Source organism: Neisseria sp. P0001.S005 (assembly GCF_051963715.1).
In genome coordinates, this window is sequence record NZ_JBQCTZ010000308.1 from 1 (window position 1) to 2,679 (window position 2,679).

Below are 2,679 nucleotides of genomic sequence, written 5' to 3' on the forward strand. Positions count from 1 at the left end.
GAGTCCCTTTTTAATTGATTAGTTCATCCAAAGTTAAGTTATTTTTGATTTTTATAGCAAAATAAAAATGGTTTTATCTTGTATTGTTTTCCTTTTTGGCGTGACAGAGTTAATCCCGCGAAGCCAAAAAGGAGGGGAATTCTAATACAATATGTTTTTAGCATTCCTAATTTAACTAAATTTACAAAATATACAAAATAAATATCTATAAATGTTTTTAACTTCATCGAAAAATCAATAAAATTTGATATTTCCAATATGTATTTTTACAACATAATTGCGCATTATATACCGATTATCCTAAAATACTACCGTTTATTTGAAAAATTTAGTATTTTATTATTGCTTTCACCATCTAAAAACCAATAAAAAAAGGCCGTCTGAAAAAATATTTCAGACGGCCTTTTTTATTGAATGCGTTCTATTTAACAAACTTCGACCAACCAGCCGTGTTTATCTTCTGTCAAACCATATTGAATGTCGGTAATCGCCTTACGGATTGCGTAACCGCGCTCTTGGCTCTTCACTTCGATTTCTTTGCCATCAATCACGAAAGAAGTTACCGGAGAAATGACCGCAGCCGTACCGGTCAGAATTGCCTCTGCGCCATTTTCCACAGCTGCTTTCAGCTCATCAACGGTAAAGTTGCGCTCGGTAATGGTGTAGCCCAAATCTTTGGCAACAGTCAGCACGGAATCACGGGTAACGCCGTGCAGGAATTCATCTGTCAACGGTTTGGTAATGATTTCATCGCCGTTAATCAGGATAAAGTTAGACGCACCGGTTTCCTGAACGTCGCCATTCGGACAGAACAACACTTGGTTTGCGCCATATTCGGCTTTGGCTTTCAACACCCAAGGCATGGCGGAAGCGTAGTTGCCGCCACATTTCACACGGCCCATATGTGGGGCGCAACGGATATGTTCGGTTTCCACCAAGATTTTAACGGGCGAACCAGCTTTGAAATAGTCGCCGACAGGAGAAGCCAGAATGTACAGCAAAGCCGTTTCAGAAGGAGAACCGGCTTTACCAATCACAGGATCGGTACCGATCAAAGTCGGACGCAGGTACAACGCCGCTGGCGCATCAGGAATTTCTTCGGCAGAGCGTTTGACCAATTCAATCAAAGCATCCAAATAAGCCTCAGTTTCAGGGCGCGGCAGGTGCAAAATATCCGCACTTTGTTGCATGCGCGCGATATTGGCACTCGGGCGGAACATCACGATTTTGCCGTTTGCCTGACGAAATGCCTTCAAACCCTCAAAACATTCGCTGCCGTAATGCAAGGCATGCGCGCCGGGGGCGATTGTCAGGTCTTTGGAAGATTGCCACTCTACCGGCTGCCATTTACCTTCACGATAAGCGATAACGGGCATTTCAGCGTGAAAAACGCTGCCGAATACGGCTGGAACTGGTCTGCTCATGATGATTGCCTTTCTTATTCTGATGTGCAAAATAAATTAATTAAAGACTGAACAATACGCCTTTCAATATAGGTTTGACAAGTACCCGTCAGCATAAAGACACTGTCCCCCTGCCGTCTGAAACATGCCGTCCTATCCGAAATCCGGCAAATCGTTTAAACTGATACCATTTTTCAGACGGCCTGCCCCAACCGCAGCCAACCCGGAGTAACCCATGAAACTCATCTCTACCATCATCAAAATCCTGATTCTTCTTGTTTTCCTCCTGCTGGCCATCACCAATACCCACACTGTATCCTTCTTCTACCTGCCCGGCCAAAACATCAATCTGCCGCTGATTGTCGTACTTTTCGGTGCATTTATTATCGGTATCGTGTTCGGTATGTTTGCCCTCTTCGGCCGTCTGCTGTCCCTGCGCAGCGAAAACAACCGTCTGCGCGCCGAAGTGAAAAAACATGCCCACCTTTCCGAAAAAGACCTGACTCCGGTCAAAACCGAAACACCGGCAACGACTTCCGAAGCCACTCCCAAAGCGTAACGCCACCAATCAATAAAGGAATACCATGGACAACGAATTGTGGGTCATCTTACTGCCCATCGTCCTCCTCCCCGTTTTCTTCGCTATGGGCTGGTTTGCCGCGCGCGTTGATATGAAGACCGTCCTGAAACAGGCCAAAAGCATACCGGCAGGCTTTTACAAAAGCCTTGATGCCCTCGTTGACCGCAACAGCGGCCGCGCCGCGCGTGAATTGGCGGAAGTGATTGACCAACAGCCGCAGTCATACGACTTAAACCTGACCCTAGGCAAGCTCTACCGTCAGCGCGGCGAAAACGACAAAGCCATCAATATGCACCGCGCCCTGCTCGATTCGCCCGACACAGTCAACGAAAAACGCGCGCGCGTGCTTTTTGAACTGGCGCAAAACTACCAAAGCGCAGGCTTGGTGGATCGTGCCGAACAAATCTTCCTCGGCTTGCAGGAAGGCGATATGGCACGCGAAGCCCGCCAACACCTTTTGAGCATCTACCAACAAGACCGCGACTGGGAAAAAGCCATCGAAATGGCGCAGCTCTTGAGCCATGACGAACAAACCTACCAGTTTGAAATCGCCCAGTTTTATTGCGAAATCGCCCAAGCCGCGCTGTTCAAATCCAACTTCGACACCGCACGCTACAACATCGGCAAAGCACTCGAAGCCAACAAAAAATGTACGCGCGCCAACATCATTCTCGGCGACATTGAATACCGTCAGGG

General features: G+C 47.0%; 3 protein-coding genes. 2 read left to right on the plus strand and 1 reads right to left on the minus strand.

The features are described from left to right. Positions 1-425: 425 nt before the first annotated feature. Positions 426-1,424, minus strand: coding sequence for a branched-chain-amino-acid transaminase (ilvE, locus tag ACTHSP_RS19315; RefSeq protein ID WP_371464981.1), 999 nt, complete (start codon positions 1,422-1,424; stop codon positions 426-428). Positions 1,425-1,638: 214 nt separating this feature from the next. On the opposite strand from ilvE, the gene ACTHSP_RS19320 reads away from it, so the two are divergent. Then, positions 1,639-1,962 (plus strand): LapA family protein, encoded by a 324-nt coding sequence (locus ACTHSP_RS19320; RefSeq protein ID WP_049328701.1) that lies wholly within the window; start codon positions 1,639-1,641, stop codon positions 1,960-1,962. A 25-nt stretch (positions 1,963-1,987) separates the two neighbouring features. Next, the coding region (locus ACTHSP_RS19325) for a tetratricopeptide repeat protein (RefSeq protein WP_440346705.1) at positions 1,988-2,679 on the plus strand (692 nt) is incomplete at its 3' end.

What these genes read in the sequence shown, in the direction of transcription:
- ilvE (WP_371464981.1), bottom strand. Translation starts at nt 1,424, where the DNA reads ATGAGCAGACCAGTTCCAGCCGTATTCGGCAGCGTTTTTCACGCTGAA.
- ACTHSP_RS19320 (WP_049328701.1), top strand. Translation starts at nt 1,639, where the DNA reads ATGAAACTCATCTCTACCATCATCAAAATCCTGATTCTTCTTGTTTTC.